This window comes from Streptomyces sp. NPDC085900, assembly GCF_044540925.1.
Taxonomy (GTDB): domain Bacteria; phylum Actinomycetota; class Actinomycetes; order Streptomycetales; family Streptomycetaceae; genus Streptomyces; species Streptomyces gilvifuscus.
On record NZ_JBITSP010000004.1, the window covers coordinates 229,456 to 252,093 of the forward strand.

At 71.3% G+C, this 22,638-nt stretch carries 18 protein-coding genes; 6 read left to right on the forward strand and 12 right to left on the reverse strand.

What is annotated here, in order from left to right; all coding sequences use genetic code 11:
• Positions 1 to 192: 192 nt before the first annotated feature.
• On the forward strand, positions 193 to 1,632 hold the full coding sequence (gene gndA, locus ACIGDI_RS15130) for an NADP-dependent phosphogluconate dehydrogenase (protein WP_399895837.1): 1,440 nt from the start codon (positions 193 to 195) through the stop codon (positions 1,630 to 1,632).
• Between the two features lie 609 nt (positions 1,633 to 2,241).
• Here gndA and ACIGDI_RS15135 read toward each other — a convergent pair.
• The 10 genes from ACIGDI_RS15135 to dnaK form a co-directional block, all read right to left on the reverse strand.
• Positions 2,242 to 2,595, reverse strand: coding sequence for a GNAT family N-acetyltransferase (locus tag ACIGDI_RS15135; protein WP_200705158.1), 354 nt, complete (start codon positions 2,593 to 2,595; stop codon positions 2,242 to 2,244).
• Positions 2,596 to 2,631: 36 nt separating this feature from the next.
• Positions 2,632 to 3,051: an aspartate 1-decarboxylase gene (panD, locus tag ACIGDI_RS15140; RefSeq protein ID WP_200705159.1), complete on the reverse strand. Its 420-nt coding sequence runs from the start codon at positions 3,049 to 3,051 to the stop codon at positions 2,632 to 2,634.
• 180 nt (positions 3,052 to 3,231) lie between these two features.
• Complete coding sequence (locus ACIGDI_RS15145; protein WP_399895842.1) at positions 3,232 to 5,034, reverse strand: FAD-dependent oxidoreductase; 1,803 nt, start codon at positions 5,032 to 5,034, stop codon at positions 3,232 to 3,234.
• Complete coding sequence (locus ACIGDI_RS15150; RefSeq protein WP_103547772.1) at positions 5,034 to 5,297, reverse strand: UBP-type zinc finger domain-containing protein; 264 nt, start codon at positions 5,295 to 5,297, stop codon at positions 5,034 to 5,036. The genes ACIGDI_RS15145 and ACIGDI_RS15150 overlap by 1 nt, the downstream gene beginning before the upstream one ends.
• Positions 5,298 to 5,302: 5 nt before the next feature.
• Complete coding sequence (trxA, locus tag ACIGDI_RS15155) at positions 5,303 to 5,749, reverse strand: thioredoxin (RefSeq protein ID WP_399895845.1); 447 nt, start codon at positions 5,747 to 5,749, stop codon at positions 5,303 to 5,305.
• Positions 5,746 to 8,385: an ATP-dependent chaperone ClpB gene (clpB, locus tag ACIGDI_RS15160; RefSeq protein ID WP_399895848.1), complete on the reverse strand. Its 2,640-nt coding sequence runs from the start codon at positions 8,383 to 8,385 to the stop codon at positions 5,746 to 5,748. Before clpB ends, trxA begins: the two co-directional genes overlap by 4 nt.
• Positions 8,376 to 8,783: a chaperone modulator CbpM gene (locus tag ACIGDI_RS15165; RefSeq protein WP_399895851.1), complete on the reverse strand. Its 408-nt coding sequence runs from the start codon at positions 8,781 to 8,783 to the stop codon at positions 8,376 to 8,378. The genes clpB and ACIGDI_RS15165 overlap by 10 nt, the downstream gene beginning before the upstream one ends.
• Positions 8,783 to 9,733 (reverse strand): DnaJ C-terminal domain-containing protein, encoded by a 951-nt coding sequence (locus tag ACIGDI_RS15170; protein ID WP_399895854.1) that lies wholly within the window; start codon positions 9,731 to 9,733, stop codon positions 8,783 to 8,785. Before ACIGDI_RS15170 ends, ACIGDI_RS15165 begins: the two co-directional genes overlap by 1 nt.
• A 6-nt stretch (positions 9,734 to 9,739) precedes the next feature.
• Positions 9,740 to 10,348 (reverse strand): nucleotide exchange factor GrpE, encoded by a 609-nt coding sequence (locus ACIGDI_RS15175; RefSeq protein WP_399895857.1) that lies wholly within the window; start codon positions 10,346 to 10,348, stop codon positions 9,740 to 9,742.
• Between the two features lie 8 nt (positions 10,349 to 10,356).
• A complete protein-coding gene (gene dnaK, locus ACIGDI_RS15180) occupies positions 10,357 to 12,258 on the reverse strand; it encodes a molecular chaperone DnaK (RefSeq protein WP_399895860.1) in 1,902 nt (633 codons plus the stop codon).
• A gap of 288 nt (positions 12,259 to 12,546) precedes the next feature.
• Between dnaK and ACIGDI_RS15185 the strand changes: the two genes are divergently transcribed.
• Positions 12,547 to 14,328, forward strand: a complete 1,782-nt coding sequence (locus ACIGDI_RS15185; RefSeq protein ID WP_399895863.1) for a PucR family transcriptional regulator — start codon at positions 12,547 to 12,549, stop codon at positions 14,326 to 14,328.
• Between the two features lie 61 nt (positions 14,329 to 14,389).
• On the opposite strand, the gene ACIGDI_RS15190 is transcribed toward ACIGDI_RS15185, so the two are convergent.
• On the reverse strand, positions 14,390 to 15,280 hold the full coding sequence (locus ACIGDI_RS15190) for a LysR family transcriptional regulator (RefSeq protein WP_399895866.1): 891 nt from the start codon (positions 15,278 to 15,280) through the stop codon (positions 14,390 to 14,392).
• 267 nt (positions 15,281 to 15,547) lie between these two features.
• On the opposite strand from ACIGDI_RS15190, the gene ACIGDI_RS15195 reads away from it, so the two are divergent.
• The 3 genes from ACIGDI_RS15195 (at position 15,548) to ACIGDI_RS15205 (ending at position 18,365) form a co-directional block, all read left to right on the forward strand.
• The gene (locus tag ACIGDI_RS15195; RefSeq protein WP_399895869.1) at positions 15,548 to 16,717 is read left to right on the forward strand and encodes an MFS transporter; all 1,170 of its coding nucleotides are present in this window, start codon (positions 15,548 to 15,550) and stop codon (positions 16,715 to 16,717) included.
• 128 nt (positions 16,718 to 16,845) lie between these two features.
• On the forward strand, positions 16,846 to 17,691 hold the full coding sequence (locus tag ACIGDI_RS15200) for an aldo/keto reductase (protein ID WP_399895872.1): 846 nt from the start codon (positions 16,846 to 16,848) through the stop codon (positions 17,689 to 17,691).
• A gap of 224 nt (positions 17,692 to 17,915) precedes the next feature.
• Complete coding sequence (locus tag ACIGDI_RS15205) at positions 17,916 to 18,365, forward strand: DUF1931 family protein (protein WP_200701286.1); 450 nt, start codon at positions 17,916 to 17,918, stop codon at positions 18,363 to 18,365.
• A gap of 132 nt (positions 18,366 to 18,497) precedes the next feature.
• On the opposite strand, the gene uvrA is transcribed toward ACIGDI_RS15205, so the two are convergent.
• On the reverse strand, positions 18,498 to 20,954 hold the full coding sequence (gene uvrA, locus ACIGDI_RS15210; protein WP_399895875.1) for an excinuclease ABC subunit UvrA: 2,457 nt from the start codon (positions 20,952 to 20,954) through the stop codon (positions 18,498 to 18,500).
• Positions 20,955 to 21,460: 506 nt separating this feature from the next.
• On the opposite strand from uvrA, the gene ACIGDI_RS15215 reads away from it, so the two are divergent.
• Positions 21,461 to 22,552 (forward strand): hypothetical protein, encoded by a 1,092-nt coding sequence (locus ACIGDI_RS15215; protein ID WP_399895878.1) that lies wholly within the window; start codon positions 21,461 to 21,463, stop codon positions 22,550 to 22,552.
• Positions 22,553 to 22,638: the final 86 nt, after the last annotated feature.

Here is a 22,638-nt window from a genome sequence, read left to right on the forward strand (position 1 = left end):
CTCAAGCCAACAGGAATACGCCGCAGTTGCGGATCGGCTGAGGCAGGTGGGGCCCGTCGTCCGTACTTGCGTACGCCACGCCGGACAACCCGGACATGCGCCGGGCGTACCGGCAAGTCAGGATGGTCGGTGGGGCGATACTGACGGGCACGACCGGCACCACCGATACCGGATCCTTGAGGAGCCAACCGAATGAGCAAGACAGCCCAGATCGGCGTCACGGGCCTCGCGGTCATGGGCCGCAACCTCGCCCGGAACTTCGCGCGCAACGGCTACACGGTCGCCTTGCACAACCGGACGGCGGCGCGTACGCACGCCCTCGTCGAGGAGTTCGGGGACGAGGGCGACTTCATCGCGACGGAGACCGCCAAGGAGTTCGTGGCGGCGCTGGAGCGGCCGCGGCGGCTGGTCATCATGGTCAAGGCGGGCGGTCCGACCGACGCGGTGATCGACGAGTTCGCGCCGCTCCTGGAGCCCGGCGACATGATCATCGACGGTGGCAACGCGCACTTCGCGGACACCCGCCGCCGCGAGGCCGCGCTGCGCGAGCAGGGCATCCACTTCGTCGGCATGGGCGTCTCCGGCGGCGAGGAGGGCGCGCTGAACGGGCCGAGCATCATGCCGGGCGGCCCGAAGGAGTCGTACGACTCGCTCGGCCCGATGCTGGAGAAGATCTCGGCGAAGGCCAAGGACGGCGCGCCCTGTGTGACGCACGTCGGTCCCGACGGGGCCGGGCACTTCGTGAAGATGGTCCACAACGGCATCGAGTACGCCGACATGCAGCTCATCGGCGAGGCCTACCAGCTGCTGCGGGACGTCGCCGGCTACTCCCCCGCGCAGATCGCCGAGATCTTCCGCACCTGGAACACGGGCCGGCTGGACTCCTACCTGATCGAGATCACGGCCGAGGTGCTGTCCCACGTGGACGCGGCGACGGGCAAGCCGTTCGTGGACGTGGTGGTGGACCAGGCGGAGCAGAAGGGCACGGGCCGCTGGACGGTCCAGATCGCCCTCGACCTCGGCGTCCCGGTGTCGGGCATCGCCGAGGCGGTCTTCGCCCGCTCTCTGTCGGGCCACGCGGCGCTGCGCGAGGCCTCCCGCGGCCTGAAGGGCCCGAAGGCGTCCCCGCTGTCGGAGTCCGAGGCGGGGGCCTTCGCGGACCGGGTGGAGCAGGCCCTGTACGCGTCCAAGATCGTCTCCTACACGCAGGGCTTCCACGAGATCGCCGCGGCCCGTGAGGAGTACGACTGGGACATCGACCTGGGCGCGGTCTCGGCGATCTGGCGGGGCGGCTGCATCATCCGCGCCGCGTTCCTGGACCGCATCCGCTCCGCGTACGACGCCCGCCCCGACCTGCCGAGCCTGCTGTCGGACGAGACCTTCGCCCAGGAGATCGCGGCCGCCCAGGACGACTGGCGCGAGGTCCTGGTCGCCGCGACCCGCCAGGGCGTGCCGACCCCCGGCTTCGCCGCGGCCCTCGCCTACTACGACGCCCTGCGCGCGGAGCGGCTGCCGGCGGCGCTGACGCAGGGGCAGCGGGACTTCTTCGGCGCCCACACCTACCGGCGCACGGACCGCGACGGCTCGTTCCACACCCTGTGGGGCGGCGACCGGTCGGAGGTGACCGCGTAGTCGGGGCCCTTCCCGACGGGTCCCACGGGGCGACGGACGGCCGGGCGGCCGTCCGTCGCTTCTTTTCGTACCTGCCACCGGCACCGGGCCGGTCGCGTCAGCTCAGGGGCGGGCCCGGCTCCGGGTTCGGCACCGGTTCCGGTCCCGGCGGGATCGGCGACGGGTCCGGTGGCGGGACGGGGGTCGGCGGCGACGGGGGCTGCGGCGGCGGGGTGGGCTCCGGCCCGGGGGGCGGCTGGGGGTTGGGGACCGGAGACGGGTACGGGTCCGGCGGCTGGGGGTCCGGGCCGGGATTGGGGCCCGGCGGTACGGGGTCGGGTCCCGGCGGTACGGGGTCGGGGTACGGGTCGGTCATCAGGTCCTCCGGCCAGTCGGTCGACGTCGGCTCTGGACTACTCCCCCGCGTACCCGGGCGCCGTTTCCCCACTCACCCGCCCGTATGACGACCTGGGCCCGGTCGGCCCCGCCCGGCGCGCGCCGGTGCCACGAACCCGACGGGGCCGGACAGGGCCGGACAGGGCCGACCATTGCGGAGATGCGTACGGCCCGCGCCGTCCGTCCTGCCACCCGGCGGCACGGACGGTCGGCGCGGCGCCGTATGACGTCGGCTCAGAAGCGTCCGGGGTGCGCCACCAGCCATTCCTTCGCCGCGCGCAGCAGCTCGGGATCGGCGGCCGGGGCCACGTCCGGGTGGCGCTCGGCCCACTTCACGACGTACGGGCACAGCGGCGCGACGACGACGCCCTCGCGCTCGGCGATGGCGTACAACTCCCGTGCCAGGGACCCCGCGATGCCCTTCCCCTCGTGGGCCGGCTCCACGATCGTGTGGACCGGGACCAGGGCGCGCCGGGGCGATTCGAGGACGAAGTACTCGATGTGGCCGACGACTTCGCCGTCCGCGCCGTCACCGAGGGCCTCCAGGCGGCCCGCCGCCCGGTCGTCGCGAATCTCGATGTCACTCATGAGGCACGCTCCTGGTCTAGGGGCGCCAGTCCGGGCTCAGGCCGGTACGGCCTGCGGGCTGCGCTGCTGGTCCGAACCCGGTACCGGCTCGGAGGGGTCGGCGCCCTGGGCCACGATGCGGTTGTCGCGGTCCACGTGCACGACCCGGGGCCGCAGCGCCCGGGCCTCGGCGTCGGTCACCTGAGCGTAACTGATGATGATCACCAGATCGCCGGGGTGGACGAGATGGGCGGCGGCACCGTTGATGCCGATCACACCGGAGCCGCGCTCGCCCTCGATGACGTACGTCTCCAGGCGCGAGCCGTTGGTGATGTCCACGATGTGCACGAGCTCGCCGGGCAGCAGGTCGGCGGCGTCGAGCAGGTCGGCGTCGATGGTCACCGATCCCACGTAGTGCAGGTCGGCCTGGGTGACGGTGGCTCGGTGGATCTTGGACTTGAACATGGTGCGAAACATGAGAGTGCTCCCGATTCGTCTGCTCCCTGCCTGCTCCTGCAGGTCAAGGGCGATTCGGAGATTACATCGTTTCGCATGCTCGGTCAGCTGTCGCAAGGTGTTCGAGGACTCACACTGACCCGTCGCCGGCTTTTGTGTATGAGGCGCGGGAATCCTCGTGATCTCATCGCCCGCCATGCGTCATGCGAGCCATGCGGACTCCTTGTGACGTAGGCGTGGCGAGACGTCCGAGCCGCCCGCGGCGGCGGACGTGCCCGTGGTGCCGGGGGCGGCCGAGTGCCCCAGGTGCCGGTGCACGAAGTGGATGGCCATCGCGCCCTCACCGGCCGCCGAGGCCACCCGCTTCACCGAGCCGCTGCGGACGTCGCCCGCCGCGAAGACCCCGGGCAGGCTGGTCTCCACGGTCATGCAGGGGCGCCCGCGGCCGTGCCACATCTCGGGGTGGGCGCAGGCCTCCTGGGCCTCCGGGCCGGTGAGGACGAAGCCGCGGGAGTCGAGGGCCATGCTGCCGGCGAGCCACTCGGTGTGGGGGTCGGCGCCGGTGAAGACGAACAGGCCCCCTGCCGCGAGCCGGCGGTGCCCGCCCGTACGGTTGTCGACCACGTCGAGCTCCTCCAGCGCCTCCTGGCCGATGACCTCGGTGACCTCGGTGTGCAGCAGGACCTGCACCCGCGGATGGCGCTCGACCTGGTCGACCAGGTAGCGGGACATGTTGGCCTCCAGGCTGGGTCCCCGGACCAGCAGGTACACCTTCGGCGCGTACCCGGCGAGGAACAGCACCGCCTGGCCCGCCGAGTTGCCTCCGCCGACGACGGCCACCGGGTCGGTGCGGCACTGCTGGGCCTCGTAGACGGTCGCCGAGTAGTGGACGCTCGTTCCCTCCAGGCGTTCGATGCCGGGCACCTGGAGCTTGCGGTAGCGGGCACCCGTGGCCAGGACGACGGCACGGGCGGCGATCTCGGTGCCGTCGGCGAAGGCCACCACGTAGTGGTCCTCGTCCTTGGGGTGGAGAGCGGTCGCCTCGACCGGAATGCTGATCCTGGCGCCGAACTTGTCGGCCTGGAGCACGGCGCGTTCGGTGAGTTCGGCGCCGGAGATGCCGGCGGGGAAGCCGAGCAGATTCTCGATGCGGGACGACGTGCCGGCCTGGCCGCCGGTGGCCATCGCCTCCACCACGGTGGTGCTCAGGCCCTCGGAGGCGGCGTACACCGCGGCAGCGAGGCCGGCGGGTCCGGAGCCGACGATCAGGACGTCGCCGTGACGGCTTCCGGCGGGCAGTGACGGCAGGCCGATGAGCCGGGCCAGTTCCGCGTTGCTGGGGTTGCGCAACAGGGTGGTGGCCCGCCAGATGACGAGCGGTGTCTCCTCAGGGCCGACGCCGAAGCGGCGCAGCAGGTCCTCGGCCTCCTCGTCGGTCTCCAGGTCGATCCAGCGGTGCGGCAGCCGATTGCGGACGGCGAACTCGCGCAGCCGCCGGGTGTCGGGCGAGTAGCGCGAGCCGATGATGCGGAAGCCGGCGCCTTCTCCGACGAGCAGCGCACGACGGCCCAGGCAGGCGCGCAGCACGACGTCCCCGATGGAGGAGTCCTGGGACACCAGGTGGCGCAACCGGTCCAGGGAGACGACGAGGACCTCGCCCGGCTCCCTGGCGACAGCGGTGTAGAAGGCCACCTGTCCGTGCAGCAGCCCGAGTTCGCCGATGAAGCGACCGGGGCCGTGCACGCGCAGCAGGTGCTCCTCGGGAGTGCCGTGGTCCTCGACGACGGCGACGGTACCGCTGAGGACGACGAAGAACGTCTCGCAGCGCTCCCCTTCCCGGATCAGCACGTCGCCCGGAGCCATGCTCCGGCGTTGCCCGTGCTCCGCCAGACGTGCGATCTGGTCCTCCGCGAGGCGCGGATACGCCCCGCAGATGTCCGGGGTCTCCGGGAAGGCCGCCTCCTGCGGCATCGGTCCTTCGCCCGTCGACCGGTCGCCGGACATCAGACGAACGCCTCGTGGACGTAGCACCAGCGCCATTCCTCACCGGGCTGGAACGACTGCACGATCGGATGGTCGACGGCAGCCGCGTGCCGGCGCGCGTGCTTGTTGGGAGAGGAGTCGCAGCAGCCGACGTGCCCGCAGGTCAGGCAGAGCCTCAGGTGGACCCACGGGGAGCCGAGCAGCAGACACTCCTGGCACCCTTCGGGGGTCAGCGGCCGGACCGGCCGGACAAGCGCGAGGTGGGGGTCTGCGTGCAGGGTCATCCGGATCACCCTTCCCGGGCTGTGATCGACTGTTCCACCCACTGGCGCAGGGCGGGGGCGGGCGCCGCCCCCGCCTGCCGGGCGACCGTCTCGCCCTGGTCGAGGACGAGCAGCGTCGGTACCGCCTGAACCTCGAAACGCTGCGACAGCCGCGGGTTCTTGTCGACGTCGACCTTGACCAGTTTGATGCGGCCGGCGAGATCGGTGGCGACCTTCTCCAGCGCGGGGCTGACCATGCGGCAGGGGCCGCACCAGGTGGCCCACAGGTCGACCACGACGGGGACGTCGGCCCGCTCGACGACTTCGGCGAAGTCGTCGTCGCCCGCGTCCACCATCCACGGCAGGGGCTGCTTGCAGTGGCCGCACCTGGGGCGGCCCTCCGCGGCCGCGGGCACCCGGTTGGTGCGCCCGCAGTTCGGACACTTGACGGTCGTCGCCTGCAACGTGCTCATGCCGCCCGCGCTCCCTTCACGTCCTCGGGCTGGTCGTAGGTGACCACCAGCTCTCCGTGTTCGGCGTCGACGCGGACCGTCGCGCCGTCCTGGACGTCGCCGCGCAGCAGGGCGCGTCCGACCAGTGTCTCGACCTCGTGGGAGATGTAGCGGCGCAGCGGCCGGGCCCCGTACACCGGGTCGTAGCCCTGGTGGGCGATCACTTCCCGGGCAGCGGGGGTGAGTTCGACGGTGATGCGGCGTTCGGCGAGCCGCTGCCGCAGTTCGTCGAACTGCAGCTCCACGATGCGCTCGATCTGCCGCTCGCCGAGCGGCTTGAACAGCACGACGTCGTCGACGCGGTTGAGGAACTCCGGGCGGAAGTGCCCGCGCAGCTCGCCCATCACCAGGGCGCGGGCGTCGGGCTTGATCTCGCCTTCGGCGGTGGCGCCGTCGAGGAGGTGCTCGGAGCCGATGTTGGACGTCATGATGATCACGGTGTTGCGGAAGTCGACGGTGCGGCCCTGGGCGTCGGTGATGCGGCCGTCGTCGAGGATCTGCAGCAGGGTGTTGAAGACGTCGGTGTGCGCCTTCTCGATCTCGTCGAACAGCACGACCGAGTACGGCTTGCGGCGTACGGCCTCGGTGAGCTGGCCGCCCTCCTCGTAGCCGACGTATCCGGGCGGTGCGCCCATCAGCCGGCTGACGGTGTGCCGCTCCTGGTACTCGCTCATGTCGAGGCGGACCATGTTCTCCTCGGAGTCGAACAGGGTCCGGGCGACGGTCTTGGCCAGCTCGGTCTTCCCGACGCCGGTGGGGCCGAGGAAGATGAACGAGCCGATGGGGCGGCGCGGGTCGCGGATGCCGGAGCGGGCGCGGATGATGGCGTCCGTGACGAGTTTGACGGCCTCGTCCTGGCCGATGACGCGCTCGCGCAGGATCTCGTCGAGGCGCAGCAGCTTCTCGCGTTCGCCCTCCTGGAGGCGGGCGACGGGGATGCCGGTCCAGGCGGCGACGATCTCGGCGATCTCCTCCTCGGTGACGACCTCGCGCAGCAGCCGGTTCTGCCCCTGTTTGGCGGCCAGTTGCTCCTCCTCCGCGGCGAGTCGGCGCTCCAGGTCCTGGAGCCGGCCGTAGCGGAGTTCGGCGGCGCGGTTGAGGTCGTAGACGCGTTCGGCCTCCTCCGCCTCGATGCGGACCTGCTCCAGTTCCTGGCGCAGTTCCTGCACGCGGCGGATCGCCTGCCGTTCGGCCTCCCACTGGGCGCGTTTGGCGTCGGCCTCGCCGCGCAGGTCGGCCAGTTCCCTGCGCAGCTCCTCCAGGCGGGCCTTGCTGGCGGGATCGGTCTCCTTGGACAGGGCCGCGTCCTCGATCTCCAGGCGGGTCACCCGGCGGGTGATCTCGTCGAGTTCGGCGGGCATGGAGTCGATCTCCGTACGCAGCCGGGCACAGGCCTCGTCGACGAGGTCGATGGCCTTGTCGGGCAGGAAACGGTCGGTGATGTAGCGGTGGGAGAGCGTCGCCGCCGCGACCAGCGAGGTGTCCTGGATCTTGACGCCGTGGAAGACCTCCAGGCGTTCGCGCAGTCCGCGCAGGATGGAGATGGTGTCCTCCACGCTCGGCTCGTCGACGAGGACCTGCTGGAAGCGGCGTTCGAGGGCGGCGTCCTTCTCGATGTGCTTGCGGTACTCGTCGAGGGTGGTCGCGCCGATCATGTGCAGTTCGCCGCGGGCGAGCATCGGCTTGAGCATGTTGCCCGCGTCCATGGCCCCTTCGGCCGCGCCCGCGCCGACGACCGTGTGCAACTCGTCGACGAAGAGCAGGATCCGCCCCTCGGCGGCCTTGACCTCGCTGAGCACGGCCTTGAGGCGTTCCTCGAACTCGCCGCGGTACTTGGCGCCGGCGACCAGGGAGCCCATGTCGAGGGCGAACACCGTCTTGTCGCGCAGGCCCTCGGGGACGTCGCCGCGAACGATGCGCTGGGCCAGGCCCTCGACGATGGCGGTCTTGCCGACGCCGGGGTCGCCGATGAGGACGGGGTTGTTCTTGGTCTTGCGGCTGAGGATCTGGGTGACCCGGCGGATCTCCGCGTCCCGGCCGATGACCGGGTCCAGCCGCCCGGACCGGGCCTCCAGGACCAGGTCGCGGCCGTACTTCTCCAGCGCCTCGTAGGCCACTTCGGGGTTGGCGGAGGTGACCCGCTGGTTGCCGCGCACCTGGGTGAGCGCGCTCAGGAACGAGTCCCTGGTGATGCCGGCCTGTTTGAGCAGTCGGCCGGCGGCGGTCGAGGAGCTCTCCTCGGCCAGGGCGAGCAGGAGGTGCTCCACGGACACGTACTCGTCCTTGAGGCGTTTGGCCTCCCGTTCGGCGGCGTCGAGCAGCCGGGCGAGGCGCTGGGTGACGAAGACCTGGCCGGGTGCCGCGCCGGGGCCGGTGACCTTCGGGCGGCGGGAGAGTTCCTCGCGCACGGCGGCGCGCAGTTCCTTCGGCTCGGCGCCGGCCTGCTGCAGCAACCGTGGGATCAGACCGTCCTCCTGATCAAGAAGCGCGAGCAGCAGGTGTTCCCCGTCGACCTCGGTGTGCCCCATGCCGACGGCCGCGGTCTGGGCCTCCTGGAGGGCTTCCTGGGACTTCTGGGTGAGACGGTTCATGTCCATGGGGGTGTTTCACTCCTCGTGCCACGGCCGCGCAGGGCGGCTTCGAGCAGGCTGATGCGATCGAGCAGGTCCAGCACCAGGCCGATGGATGCGTAGTTGAGGCAGAGGCCGGTGCGCAGCCGCTGGATGCGGGCGAGGACCGCCGGGGCCGTGGGGTCGAACACCGGGCGCCCCGCGGCGTCGCGTTCGGCGTCGACCAGGCCGAGGGCGACGAACCGGCGGATCAGATCGGGGTGGAGGCCCGAGCGAAGGGCCACGGCGGTCAGGGAGAGCCTGGGGACGGGGACGAGGGCGTACCGGACAGCCGTCGGGGCGGTGCGGTCGGCACCCGTCCGCGCCGGACGGGCGCCCACGCCGGCCCCGCCGATCCCTGCCGCTCCCGCGGGTCGGTCGTTCATCACGTCCTCCTGGGGTCGTACGAGGAGGTGGCGGCGAGCTCCTCGAACAGTTCGCGCTCCCGCTCGCCGAGGGTGGGCGGCACCATGACGCGGAGTTCGGCGTACAGGTCGCCGTTCGCGCCTCTCGGGTTCGGCATGCCCTCGCCGCGCAGCCGCAGCCGCCGGCCGCTGGACGAGCCCGCGGGCACCGTGACCTTGGCCGTGCCGCCGCCGGGGGTGGGCACCGGCACGGTCGCGCCCAGGGCCGCCTCCCAGGGGGTGACCGGTACTTGTACGTGCACGTCGCGGCCGTCCAGCCGGAACCGGGAGTGGGGCTGGATGCGCACCCGCAGGTACAGGTCGCCCGCGGCGGCGTCACCACTGCCCCGGCCGCCCTCGCCCGCCAGCCGGATGCGCTGCCCGTCGGTGACGCCCGGCGGCACGTCGACCTCGTACCGCCGCGGCTGCCCGGTGGGACCGGCGAGCGTGACGGTGCGACGGCCGCCCCGGTACGCCTCCTCGACGGTGAGCGGCAGTTCGGCCTCCTGGTCCGCTCCGGGGACGCCGCCCCGGGCGGCGCCGGCTCCGAACATGGAGCCGAACAGGTCCTCGATGTCGATGCCCTCCGCACCGAAGTCGTCGCCGAAGCCGGTGGTGTACCGGACGCGAGGACCGCCCCCGCCTGCGGTGCCCCGACCGCGGAAGCCGCCGCCCGCTCCCGCCGCGACCCGTTCGTCGAAGTCCTCGGGGATCTTGCGGAAGTCCTCGCCGAAGCGGTCGTAGCGGGCCCGGGTCTTGGGATCGGACAGGACGCTGTGGGCCTCGTTGAGGTCCTTGAAACGCTCCTCCGCCCCGGGGTCCTTGTTGACGTCGGGGTGATGCCTGCGGGCGAGTTTGCGATAGGCCTGCTGGATCTCGTCCTGGCTCGCGGTCCGCGACACGCCCAGCACCTCGTAGAAGTCCCGTGCCATGACCGGTCACTCCCGCTTCGCGACGGTCACGGCGGCGGGCCTGAGCTGCCGGTCGCCGTCCCCGTAGCCGGGGCGCAGCACCTGGACGACCGTGCCCGGTTGGGCGTCGGGGTCCTGGACGACGCCGACCACCTCGTGCAGGGCCGGGTCGAAGGCGACGCCGGTCTCCGCGTGCCGCGGGTAGCCGAGCAGTTCGAGGACGTTCACCGCCTGGTCGCGTACGGCCCGGACGCCCTCCATGATTGCGCCCGGATCGGCGCCGGCGTGGGTCAGGGCGAGTTCGAGGTTGTCGAGGACGGGCAGGAAGGCGGCCGCCGTGCGGGACCGCTCGACCGCCCGTTCGCGCTCCAGTTCCCTGGCGTGACGCTTGCGGAGGTTGTCGAGGTCGGCGAGTGCGCGCCGCCAGCGGTCCTCCAGTTCCTTGATCGCGGTCGTGTACTCGTCCTCGGCACGCCCGGGACCGGCGGCGTCCGGTCCCGGTTCGCCGTTCGCCGCTTCCGGCCGGGGCGGGCCCGGTTGGGGCAGATCCCCGCGAGGAGGGCGTCCGGCGCCTTCCGGGACCGGTGCGACCGGATCCGACGCGGCCCGGTCGGATTCCTGGGGGTGGGTGGGCATGGCGCGCCTCAGCCCTTGTCGAACTCGGCGTCGATGACATCATCGTCACCGCCACCGCCGCTCGTGGGACCGCCGGTGGCGGCGTCCTGGCCGGGACCGCCGCCCGTGGCGCCGACGCCCTGATGGGCCGCCAGCCCGGCGAGCACCTGCTGGAGTTCTGAGGTCAGGGGCCGCACGCGCTCCACGCCCGCCTCGTCCTTGACCGCCGCCCGGGCGTCGGACACGAGCATCTCGGCGCGTGCCTTCTCGTGCGCGGGCGCCGCGTCGCCCAGTTCGGCGAGGCGCTTCTCGACCTGGTACGCGACGGCGTCGAGTTCGTTGCGGGCGTCGACGGCCTCGCGGAGCGCCTGGTCCTGGCCCCGGTTGCTCTCGGCCTCCTGGACCATGCGTTCGACCTCACCGCGGTCCAGGTTGGAGCTCTCGCTGATGGTGATGCCCTGTTCCTTGCCGGTGTCCCGGTCGCGGGCCTTGACGTTGAGGATGCCGTTGGCGTCGATGTCGAAGGTGACCTCGATCTGCGGTTCACCCCGCGGCGCCTGGCGGATGTCGGTGAGCTGGAACCGGCCCAGCACCCGGTTGTCGGCGGCCCGCTCGCGCTCGCCCTGGAGGACCACCACGTCGACGGCCGGCTGGTTGTCCTCGGCGGTGGAGAAGGTCTCGCTGCGGCGCACCGGGATGGTGGTGTTCCGCTCGATGATCTTCGTCATCACTCCGCCGCGCGTCTCCACGCCCAGCGACAGGGGGGTGACGTCGAGCAGCAGGACGTCCTTGACCTCGCCCTTGAGCACCCCGGCCTGGATCGCGGCGCCCAGGGCCACGACCTCGTCGGGGTTGACGCTCATGTTGGGTTCCTTGCCGCCGGTCAGCCGGCGGACCAGGGTCTGGACTGCGGGGATGCGGGTGGAACCGCCGACGAGGATGACCTCGTCGATGTCGCTCTCGCCGACCTTCGCGTCGGCCATCGCCTGCTGCACCGGTCCCAGGCAGCGCTCCACCAGGTCGCTGGTGATCTGCTCGAACGTGGACCGCATGATCGAGTCGGTGAGGTGCTTGGGACCCGTGGCGTCGGCGGTGACGAACGGCAGGCTGACCTGCGTCTGCGTCACCGAACTGAGCTCGGTCTTGGCCTTCTCCGCCGCCTCGAACAGTCGTTGCAGCGCCTGCGGGTCCTTGCGCAGGTCGATGCCGTTCTCCTTCTGGAAGTCGTCCGCGAGGTGATCCACCAGACGCCGGTCGAAGTCGTCGCCGCCCAGGTGGCTGTCACCGGCGGTGGAGCGCACCTCCACCACGCCGTCGCCGACGTCGAGGATGCTCACGTCGAAGGTGCCGCCGCCCAGGTCGAAGACGAGGACGGTCTCGTGCTCCTTCTTGTCCATGCCGTACGCGAGGGCGGCCGCCGTCGGCTCGTTGATGATCCGCAGCACCTCCAGTCCGGCGATCCGTCCGGCGTCCTTGGTGGCGGTGCGCTGAGCGTCGTTGAAGTAGGCGGGCACCGTGATGACCGCTTCCGTGACCCGCTCCCCCAGTTGCTTGGAGGCGTCGTCGGCGAGTTTGCGCAGCACCTGTGCGCTGATCTCCTCGGGCGCGTACAACTTGTCGCGCACCTTGAAGCGGGCGGCCCCGCCGTCGCCCTCGACGACGTCGTACGCCACTGCCTTGGCCTCGTCGGAGATCTCGTCGAAGTGCCGCCCGATGAACCGCTTGGCCGAGTAGATGGTGCCCTTGGGGTTGAGGATCGCCTGGCGCCGGGCCAGCTGGCCCACCAGGCGCTCCCCGGTGTCGGTGAAGGCCACCACGGACGGTGTCGTGCGGTTGCCCTCGCTGTTGGGCACGACGGACGGCTCGCCCCCCTCCCACACGGCGATCACCGAGTTGGTGGTGCCCAGATCGATGCCCACTGCCTTGGCCATGGGGAACTCCTCCCGGTACGGCGCCTGCGCCGACCTTGCGGATCGCTTTCGTTCAGGTAGAGGAGGGACCTCCGCCGGTTTCCCGCCGGTGCGCACGGAGGATCTCGAACGCTCCCCAGGGTGACCAACCGGGTGGCTCCACGCCTGCGCCTGGGGAGTCAGGATTGCGCGGGTCCGGTCACCCCACGAGTACGAGGGAAATAACGGGAACATTTCGGGTAGGCCGGCCGGGAGCGGGTACGCGGCACGTTCGCCGTCCTGAAGGCTCATGGAGAACGGAGTGATCCCGTGGCCGGCAGTCGGACGAACAGCCTGTACCACCACCGCTCCGACCGGGCAGGCAGCTTTCCGCGGGGCAGCCCCCGGCGGCACCCAACGGCCGTGCGCCCACGACCCCGCCCACCCGCTCGCGCCCCGGCCGATCCTGCCCTCCGCGATCTGACGGTGCTCTCCCGCGCCCTGTTCGAAACCCCGGACGAAGGCGAGATCCTGCGACTGGCCATGGACCACATAACCGCCGCGGGGCCGTGCCGCGCCGAGGCCGGATACCTCGAGGTGGGCGGCCACTTGGTCCCCAGCCCGAGGAACGGGCGCAGGCCTGCCCCGGCCGTGGGCCGCAGGGTGCGGGAGCTGGCCGGGCGGGACGGTCCCGTGACCGTACCCGGCAGGCCCTGGGGCCGGGCTCTGGGGCTGCGCGGACTCGAGGGACTCCACGGCTACCTAGTGGTGACGTCCCGCTCCCGGCCGTCCGAGGCCGAGCGATCCCTGCTCGCCACGATCGTCGGGCACACCGCTGCCGCATTGTCAGTCGCCTTCGCACACCACCGCCGACGCGAGGACGCGCTGGAGCTGCACCGGCTGAGGGACGAACGCGCATCCCTCCAGCGGCAGTTGATCTCCGTCGCGGCGGAGCTGGGGTACCAGCGGGCCGTTCACGCGCTCATGACCGGCGTCGCTGCCTCCAGCGGCGGCGAGGAAGCCATCACCCGCGCACTGCACAGGCTCACCGGACTCCCCGCGCTGGTCGAGGACCGCTTCGGTCGGTTGAGGTCCTGGACCGGCCCCGGCCGCCCCGACCCCTATCCCGAGCCGGACCCCGTACGCCAGGACGACATGCTGCACGCCGTGGCCCGTCAGGCCGGGCCGGTGCGGGTGAAGGACCGGCTGATCGCCCTGGTCCGCCCGCACGGCGAGGTTCTGGGCGTGCTGGCCGTGGTCGATGCCCAGGACGAGGCCGACGAGCACACCGTGCTCGCGCTGGAACACGCCGCCGCGTCACTCGCCCCGCAGCTGACGCACCTGCGCGATCTGGCCGAAGTGGAGCTGAGGCTGCACCGCGAGCTGGTCGACGACCTGCTGGCGGGGACGGACGAGGCGAGCGCCTACGCCCGGTCCGAGGCAGTCGGACACGACCTGCACCGCAGCAACTACATCGTCGTGGTGCAGTGGCGGAACCGGACCGCGGACGATTCCTTCGCGCAGACCGTGGCACGGACGGCCTCTGCCGTGGGCATGCGCTCGCTGCTGACCCGCCGTGCCGACCATGTGGTCCTGGTCGCCGACGACAGGCCGCACGCCCGCGCGTTGTACGAGGCGCTCGCCCGGGAGACCGGGACACGCTCCGGGACGATCGGAGTGAGCGCACCTTGCGACGCCCTGGACGACATACCCCACGGCTACGAGGAGGCGCAGCGTGCCATGGAAGTGCGACGCCACTCCCGCGAGCGCTACGGCACGACGTTCTTCGACGAGCTCGGCCTCTACCGCATCCTGGGGCCAGGCAACGACTACCGGGAACTGGAGACGTTCGTCCAGGAGTGGCTCGGGCAGCTCATCGACTACGACTCCCGGCACCACACGGCCATGGTGGAGACGCTGTCCCGGTACTTCGACTGCGGCGGCAACTACGACGAGACCGCGGAATCCCTCGCGATCCACCGCAGCACGCTGCGCTACCGGCTCCAGCGCATCCGCGACATCAGCGGCAACGACCTCGCGAACGTCGAGGACCGGCTGAACCTCCAGGTGGCGACCCGGGTGTGGAAGATCGTGCTGGGCGGCCCCGGCTGATGCGTTGCTGGAAGGGGGATGAGAAGGTGCCCGACGCCCCTCATGGACGACGGCACGGGCGTCACAGGGCGACGACGTGGAGGTCGACCAGGTCGAGCAGCGCCCGCAGGGCCGAGCTGGGCCGCCGGGTCGACGACGTGCCGAGATGCATGCTCCAGCGGAGCACGGTGCCGGCGACGTCCAGGACGTGCAGGCCGGGGGTGCGGGCGACGGCGAACGTGGGCAGGAAGGCGATGCCCAGGCCGTGCCGGACCAGTGCCGCCCCCATGTCGATGTCCGGCACTTCCAGTGCGACCCGGCGTGCTACGCCCGCCACCGCGAACGCCCGGTCGACCACCTCGCGGTTGCCGTAGCCGGGCGGGAAGTCCACGAAGGGCTCCTCCGCGAGGTCCGCAAGTGCCACCTGTCCCCGCTGCGCGAGCGGATGCGCGGCGCTCACCGCCAGCACGAGCGGCACGGTGGCCAGCTCCCGTGCGTCGATCCCGGCGGGTTTGTGCTCGGGCAGCGACAGGAAGGCCACGTCCAGGTCTCCGCCTAGCAGCGCGTGCGCCAGTCCCGCCGAGCCGGTCGTGGCCAGCCGCAGCCGGACGTCGATCGCCGGGTGCCTCCCGTGCAGCTGTCCGAGCAGCGCGGGCAGGTCCACCACCTCGACCGAGGCCATGGCGCCGACGTTCACCGTGCCGTGCAGCGTGTCCTGTGCGGCACGCACGGCGTCCTGGGCCGCCTGGGCGGCGTGCAGGGTGGCCCGAGCCTCCGGCAGCAGCGCCGCGCCCGCCCCGGTGAGCCGGACCTGCTGCGACGTGCGCTCGAACAGCGCGCAGCCGAGCTCGCGCTCCAGGGAGCGGATCGCGGCGGACACACCGGACTGCACCACGTGCAGCCGACGGGCGGCACGCGTGAAACTCAGCTCCTCGGCGACCGCGATGAAGTGCTCCAGCTGACGTAGCTCCACACGGGAAGTATCACTCGCATTGCTCGAGCCCAGCAAAAACATTCGTTGGCACTGATCGCGGCTGGTGAGGAGGATGGAAGACGCCATCCAGGTCCCATCCGAGGAGGGGTACCCCTGCCTGCCGTTCCGCCGCCGCTCAGTCGTCCCACAGCCGACGCCCCCGACGACCCGACCCACCGGATCCCAGCAATCGCTCCCGCCGGCCTGCCGCCCCGCGCCCCCGCCCGGCGTCGTGCCTCGCACGCGACCGGTTTCTGGTTCGTGGCGGTGGCCTTCACCGTGCTGATGGCCTTCGGCACCGCGCCGACCCCGCTGTGGCCGCTGTACGAGGCCCGGGACCACTTCGGCGCGACCACGGTCACGGTGGCGTACGCCTCGATGGTCGTGGGCGCGGCGGCCGCCTTCCTCGGGCTGGGACACCTGTCGGACCGGCTCGGGCGGCGGCGCGTCATCGTCCCGGCGCTGCTGGTCGGCATCGTCGCGTCCGTCGTACTGATCGCGTGGCGGGACCTGCCGGGGCTGATCGCGGGCAGGATCCTGAACGGTGTCGGACTGGGGCTGATGGCCTCGACCGCGACGACGTACCTGCACGACCTCCACCACGAGGCCCGTCCGGAACGGACGGGTTCGGTGCTGCCCGGCATCGTGGCCACCGCCGCCAACCTCGGCGGCCTGGCCTCAGGGCCCCTGGTCGCCGGAGCCGCCGCCGAGTGGCTTCCCGTGCCCCTGATCACCACCCAGGCGATCTTCGCGCTCGCCATGGCGGTGTGCCTGGTGCTGGTGCTGTCCACCCCGGAGACCGTGGACCTGGAGCTGCCCGCGGCCGCCCCGCCCAGCAGGTTCGTCCTGCGCCCCGGCGGCCGGCGGACGTTCGGCGCGGCCGGCGCGCTGGGCGCCTTCGCCTTCGCGATCCTCGGCCTGATCTCCTCCCTCGGGGCGAGCGTGCTCCACGGCACGCTGCACACCGACTCGCACCTCGTGGTCGGCCTGGCGGCCTTCCTCATGTTCGGTTCCGCGGCGGCCGCCCAGCTGGTGCTGGGCCGTCTCCGACTGCCAAGGCTCCTGACCGTGGGGGCAGTGGTCTTCCCCCTCGGCCTGGTCCTGTGCGCCGTCGCCCTCTACCACCCGGTGCTCTGGCTGTACCTGGTCGCCGTGTCCCTGACGGGTGCCGGCTCCGGGCTGCTGTTCAAGGGAGGCGTCGAACGTGCCGTCTCAGTGGCCGAGCCCGCCTCACGCGCGGGGGTCCTCGCCGTGTTCTTCGTCGTCGCGTACCTGGGGATGGGCGTGCCCTCCGTCCTGTTCAGCATCGCCCTGCGGCATTTCGCCGTACAGACCGCGATGATCGGCTTCGCGGCGGTCCTCTCCTGCGGCGCCGTCGTGTCGGTCGCCGTCGCGCTGCGCGACCGCGCACCCGGTCCCGGCGCACTCTCGGCGTAGTCCGCTCGCCCTGCTGACCTCACTGCGGCGCAGCGACACCGGTCGTCACCGGTTGTCTGGGAGACGCCGGTCCGGGCACTCGGTGCGGGCGCGCGTGACAGGAATCCGCGGCAGACGGGAGGCCGGAGATGTCTACGGGATCGGCCCGCACGATCGCACTCCCCTCCGGTGAGGAGATCGCGGCACTCGGGCAGGGCACCTGGTACCTGGGCGAGGACCCCGCCCGGCGCGAACAGGAGATCGCCGCGCTGCGGCTCGGCCTGGATCTGGGCATGACCGTCGTCGACACGGCGGAGATGTACGGCGACGGCGCGGCCGAGGAGCTCGTCGGGGAGGCCCTCCGGGGACGCCGGGAGGAGGTCTTCCTCGTCAGCAAGGTGCTGCCCGGCCACGCGGACCGCAAGGGCACCGTCGCCGCCTGCGAGGGCAGCCTGCGGCGGCTCCGTGCTGAACGGCTGGACCTCTACCTGCTGCACTGGCGGGGACGGTGGCCGCTCGAGGAGACCCTCGCGGGATTCACCGACCTGATGGAGGCGGAGAAGATCCGTTACTGGGGCGTGAGCAATCTGGACGTCGCCGACATGACCGAGCTGAGCGCCCTCCCCGGCGGCGACGCCGTGGCCGTCGACCAGGTGCTGTACAACCTCTCCCGGCGCGGCATCGAGTGGGATCTGCTCCCCTGGTGCCGCGAGGGCGGGGTGACGGTCATGGCCTATTCCCCCATCGAGCAGGGGCGGCTGCTGAAGGTCGAGGCACTGGGCGCCGTGGCCAGGGACCTCGGAGCCACGCCGACCCAGGTGGCCCTCGCCTGGGTCCTGGAACAGGGGGTGGCCGCGATCCCGCGTTCCGGAGCACCCGACCACGTTCGGGAGAACCGCGGCGCCTTGGACCTCCACCTTCCCACCGAGGCGCTCGACGCCCTCGACGAGGCGTTCGCGCCGCCCAGCGGGCCCACCCCCCTGGAGATGCTCTGAAGGAGTCGACAGGACGGAGCCTCCCATCCCATGGACGGCCGTACGGCAGGCCGAGGGATACCTGCGCACTTCATGCTGCACTGCCAGGGGAAGAATCGGTGCCCTTTTTCGGCCTGGGGTGCGGAGGCGCTCAGCAGGGGGCTCTGCGAATCTCGACCGGGTATCAGCCGATGGCGGCGGGCGGGAGCGAACGACGCCGTCCGTGCCGGGTAAGGAGTCGAGAGATGACCGTGATGGGTGTGTCGAAGTTCGAGAGGTTCTTCCGCGCCGCCGCAAGCCTCGACGTGGACAAGAACGACCTGAAGCGTTACGGCGACTTCGTCGACGCCAAGCTCTACGACTTCCTGGTCGTCGGCCAGGCGTCGGCAAAGGCCAACGGCAGGGATACCGTCGAACCGTGGGACCTGCCGATCACCAAGGGCCTTCAGGAGAGCATCCATCGGTTCCGGCGGCTCGACGAGGAGGTCGAGCTGAAGCCGATTCTGGAACAGCTCGCCGCGCACCCTCCCCTCGACAGGACACCCACCCAGGAGACCGAAGAGCGCTACCCCGAGATCATCGGCGGTCTCAGTGTCGCCCTCGCCGAGACGTTCAAAATCATGTATCCGGATGTCAAGAACCCGCAGACCGGTCACTGGGAAGGCGTGACCGCGGTGTTCGACCGACTGCTGTAGCAGTCGCGCCCCGGTGCATATGGCAGCTGACCGCGCGAGCGGCATCCGCCGCAAGGCGGAACGCAGCATGGCGCCGCGCGCCACCCTGCGCCCCGAACCTCGCCGGCCGGTGCTCAGCCCCTCGCCCCACCGTCAGGAGCGTGCGAGCCGGGCCGCGAGATACGGCGCGGTGGCGCTGCGGCGGGCCCTCGCCACCTTGGTCGGCGGGCCCGCCGCGACCACCCGCCCGCCCGCGTCGCCGCCGCCCGGCCCGAGGTCGATGACCCAGTCGGCGGTGGCGATCGTGTCCAGGTCGTGCTCGACGAGGACGACCGTGTTGCCGGCGTCGACGAGCCGGTGCAGCTGCCGCAGCAGGAGCGCGATGTCCGAGGGGTGCAGTCCCGCCGTCGGCTCGTCGAGCAGGTAGAGCGCGTGCCCGCGGCGGGCTCGCTGCAGTTCGGTGGCCAGTTTGATGCGTTGCGCCTCACCACCGCTGAGTTCGGTCGCGGGCTGCCCCAGCCGCAGGTACCCCAGTCCCACCTCGCGCAAAGTCTCCAGACTGCGGGAGGCGGACAGGAACTCGGCGGCGGCGTCGACGGAAAGCCCGAGCACTTCCGCGATGTTCTTGCCCTGGTAGGTGACTTCCAGCGTTTCGGCGTTGTACCGGGCGCCCTGGCAGGTCGGGCACGGCGCGTAGGTGCCGGGCAGGAACAGCAGTTCCACCGCGACGAATCCTTCGCCCTGGCAGGTCTCGCACCGCCCTTCGGGCACGTTGAAGGAGAACCGCCCGGCCGAGTAGCCGCGCGCCCTGGCCTCGTCCGTCGCCGCGTACAGCTTGCGCACCGCGTCGAACATCCCCGTGTAGGTGGCCAGGTTGGACCGGGGAGTCCGGCCGATGGGCCGTTGGTCGACCAGGACCAGCCGGTCGAACGACTCGACCCCCGACGCGTCCTGGACGTCGACCTCCAACTGCGCCTCGTCAGGCTCCTCGGGTACGACTCCGAGGTGGCCGCGGACGACCTCGGCGAGCACCTGCGTCACCAGCGTCGACTTCCCGGAACCCGACACGCCCGTCACCGCCGTCAGTACGCAGAGCGGTACGTCGACGGACACGTCGTGCAGATTGTGGCGGGAGACGCCGCTCAGGTGCAGCCAGCCGTGCGGAGTGCGCGGGCGGTGATCGAGCGGCTCGGCGCGCCCGAACAGGTACCGGCTCGTGGCCGACTCCCCGACCCGCTCAAGATCGGCGACCGGGCCGCTGTACAGCACGCGTCCGCCGCCCTCACCCGCGCCGGGTCCGATGTCGACCACCCAGTCCGCCCGCCGTACGACGTCCATGTCGTGCTCCACGACGAACAGCGAGTTGCCCGCCGCCTTGAGGCGGTCCAGCACGTCCAGCAGCGGTTCCGCGTCAGCCGGGTGCAGGCCCGCGGAGGGTTCGTCGAGGACGTAGACGACGCCGAACAGCCCCGAGCGCAGCTGGGTGGCGATCCGCAGGCGCTGCGCCTCGCCGGGCGACAGAGTCGTCGAGCGGCGCCCGAGGCTGAGATACCCGAGGCCCAGGTCGAGCAGTACCTCGACCCGCGCGACCAGATCGCCGCAGATCCGGACCGCGACCTCGGTCGTCTCCCCGGACCGTGCGGTCGACGTGGTGGCGTCGGCCTCGGACCGCCCCGCGACGGGCCGCAGCAGCGCCACGACCTCGATGAGCGGCATCGCGTTGATCTCGGCGATGGACCGTCCGGCGAAGGTCACGGCGAGCGCCTCGGGCCGCAGTCCGCTGCCGTGGCACTCGGGGCAGGGCACACTCCTGACGAACCGGAGCGCCCGTTCGCGCATCTTCTCGCTCTTGGAGTCGGCGAGGACGTGCATGACGTGCTTGCGGGCGCTCCAGAACTTGCCCTGGTAGCCGTAGTCGACGCGGTCCTCCTCCGGCTCGATGTACACGGAGGGCTGCTCGTCCGTGTACAGCAGCCAGTCCCGGTCCTTCTTCCTGAGCCTGCGCCACGGTCGGTCGATGTCGATCCCCAGGCCGTTCACGACGCTGCGCAGGTTGGCACCCTGCCAGGCGCCCGGCCAGGCGGCGATCGCCCCCTCGCGGATGCTCAGCGAGGGGTCCGGGACGAGCAGGTCCTCGGCGACGTCGTGCACGACGCCCAGTCCGTGGCACTCCGGGCAGGCTCCGGCCGCGGTGTTGGGTGAGAACGACTCGGCTTCCAGCCGTGCGGCCCCGAGTGGATAGGTGCCGGCGCGGGAGTACAGCATGCGCAGCAGATTGGACAGCGTGGTGAGGGTGCCGACCGTCGAGCGCGAGCTGGGCGACCCGCGTCGCTGTTGCAGGGCCACGGCCGGTGGCAGTCCGGTGATCTCCTGCACGTGCGGTGCACCGACCTGTTGCAGCAGCCTTCGGGCGTACGGTGCCACGGACTCGAAGTAGCGCCGCTGGGCCTCCGCGTAGAGCGTGCCGAAGGCGAGCGAGGACTTGCCCGAACCGGAGACGCCGGTGAAGGCGACCATCGCGTCCCGCGGAACGTCGACATCGATGTTCCGCAGGTTGTTCTCACTGGCGCCCCGGACATGCACGAAGGGGTCGGTCGCGTCCTTGTTCACCGTTCCTGACTACCTGATCGCGCCGGGAACCGCGCGACAGGCGCCGTCACCGGGCCGACCCGCTCACACGAGCGTCCGGCCAATCCCGGTATGAGCCGCAGCCAGGGAACATTCGAGGGCGCTTCACCGTTGAACCACATGTGGGTGTGAAGGGAACAGTGTCCCCGGGCCTCACCTTTTGCCCATGAGGACGATCGTTCGGCTGAAGCCTCATGGAGCCTCCGCCGCGAGGCGACCGCCCTTCGCGCCCACTCTCGATCGGCCCCGGCTGGGGATCCCCCGAACCAGTCGGGGCCTTCGCCTGCCGTGAGCGAGTTCGGTAACCGGTCCACCGGGTACTGGCGGGACGTCGGCGCCTCCTGGGCGGAGGTCGTGCGGCGCACGGTCAGGGGCCAGCGCGTCACACGGCGTCGGCGATGCCTCGGGGGCATCCTGTGGGAACGCGCGATCGCGGGGGCAGCCGACGAGAAGGAGTCATGCGGATGTCGTCTCAAGGCGTTACGGTCGTGGCTCTCCTGGCGGATCCGGACGCGCCCACGGAGATCGCGCAACGCATGGCCCGGATACTTCCTGCTCGGCTCGCCGGCAAGTCCGACCAGGGGCGACGGTTCGACGTCGAGGTGGTCAGTGAGCCCTTCACCGCGGGGACCGAGAATCTGCCCACCCTGATGCGCCGGATCATGGACCGGGGAAGAGCGGAGAGTTGGGACATCGTCGTGGCCCTCACCGACCTTCCGCTGCACTCACAGGGGCACAAGCTCGTGGTGGATCTGAGTCACGAACACGGCTTGGCACTGCTGTCCCTTCCTACGCTGGGGGGCTTGCGGCTGCAGACGAGGGCCCGGCGGGTGGTGGAGGAGGCCGTGCTCAGTCTGGCGCGTCCGCGGGCCTCCGGGGTGGAGGGACCTGCGCAGAGTCAGCCGTCGCTGGCTCCCTTCGTCAGTCGTTTCGCGCCGATCCACCCGGGCGAGGTCGGTGCGGAGGAGACCGCTGATCTTCGGTACGTCGTCAGCGGGCCGCGCGGTTACCTGAGGGTGCTCGTCGGTATGGTCCGCGCCAACCGGCCGTGGCGCTTGGTACCGGGCTTGTCGAAAGCCCTGGCGGCCGCACTCGCCACAGGAGCCGTCGCCACCGTGAACTCCACCATCTGGAGCCTGGCCGAGTCCCTGAGCGCGCCGCGCCTCGTGATCGCCACGGTCGGGTCTGTCGCGCTCATGATCGGTTGGCTGATCGTGGACGCGAACCTGTGGCATCGAACGGCAGACCAGTCGCTCGAGGCGAGGCAAAGGGCGAGGCTCTACAACGCCTCGACGGTCATGACCGTGGGGATCGGGGTGCTCGTCTGCTACCTGGGTTTGATCGTCATCAACCTGATGTGGGCCCTGTTCATCCTCAACGGCCAAGTGTTCGCCTCCACGACACGAACCCCGCTCACCGCCACGGAATACTGGACGTTGTCGTGGTTCGTCGCTTCGGTCGCCACGGTGGGCGGGGCGCTCGGGTCGGGCTTGGAGAGCGACGAGGCGATCCGGGCAGCCGCCTACTCCAAGCGCGAACAGGAACGCCGCCTCATGCTCCAGGACGACGAGGGCGACTAGCTGGTGACCTGCGCCGGAAATGCGTTGGTGGTCGGTGGTCGTCCGCGTACGAAGATTCCGCTGATCGGTCGGTGCGTTGTTGTTTC